The organism is Methylobacterium soli (assembly GCF_008806385.1).
Classification (GTDB): Bacteria; Pseudomonadota; Alphaproteobacteria; order Rhizobiales; family Beijerinckiaceae; genus Methylobacterium; species Methylobacterium soli.
In genome coordinates, this window is sequence record NZ_VZZK01000107.1 from 1 (window position 1) to 1,116 (window position 1,116).

A 1,116-nucleotide genomic window follows, 5' to 3' on the forward strand; every position below is an offset into this window, starting at 1 on the left:
TCGCGAAGGCCAGCATCACCAGGCTGACGTGCCGGTGCCAGCCGTGCCACGAACGACTCTCGTTGTGGGCCAGCCCGAGTTCCGTCTTAGCGGTCTCGAAGGCGTCCTCGATCGCCCAGCGCCGCCCCTCCACCGTCACCAGTCTCTCGACCGGCGTGCCGGCCGGGCACCAAGTGGTGAAGTACGCAAGCGCCCCGTCCGACAGGCTGCGCCGCACCAGCAGTCCACGCGTCCACAAGCTCTGATCGAGCGCAACGTCGAGCGCGTCGGCCTGGAGTGTGGCCAGCGGCAGATAGGCCCAGTCGAACAGGCGCGGTCCCTTGGTGCCGGCTCCGGCCGAGAGGCGCAGCCAGTCTTGATCGGGGATGCCCTTGGCGATCTCCTCGGCGGTGCCCGCGACGTCGAGGTTTGCGTCCCAGGACCAGAAGTGATGCTGACCGGTGACGCCCAGCACATAGCCCTTGTAAGCCCGCCGCAGCGCCAACTCGATCTCACCCACCCCGTAGATGCTGTCGGCAGCCACCCAGGAAAACGGCACCTCTGCTCCTATCGCCCGCTCGACCATGGCAAGCGCCAGCTGTGGCTTGGTGGCGAAGGTGATCGCCTCGGGCACATGCGCGGCCTGCATCCGGGCCTCATCCTGAGTCCAGGCCTTGGGCAGATAGAGCTGACGATCGATGAAGGCGTGGCCCTGCTCCGAGACGTAGGCCGCAAACACCCCGATCTGGCAGTTGGTGATCTTGCCGGCTGAGCCCGTGTACTGCCGGCCCACACCGCACGAGGCCTTGCCCTGCTTCAAGAAGCCGGTCTCGTCGATCACCAGCACCGCGTCAGGAGCAGCCAGCGTCTCGACGACGACGTCCCGCACCACATCCCGCAGCGCCTCCGCATCCCAGTGCGTGCGACCGAGGATGGCCTGCTGACGCCAGGGACCCGGATCACCGGCAGCTTCAGCGCGCATCCAGCCGGTCTTGCGCCGCTCGCCCCCGAGCAGGCCGTCCAGGAAGGCGTTGGCGGAGGCGGCGACACTCGGGGCGGCAAACAATGGGCGGACGCGCTGCTTAGCCTGTCGCAGCGTTGTGGACCAGAGCTCCAGCGTGGACTCGAGTGAGGCTG

At 67.7% G+C, this 1,116-nt stretch carries 1 protein-coding gene; it reads right to left on the reverse strand.

The genetic code is table 11. From position 1 onward, the window contains the following. Positions 1-1,116: IS701 family transposase (locus F6X53_RS32000; protein ID WP_244965648.1), on the reverse strand; the 1,116-nt coding region annotated here is incomplete at both ends.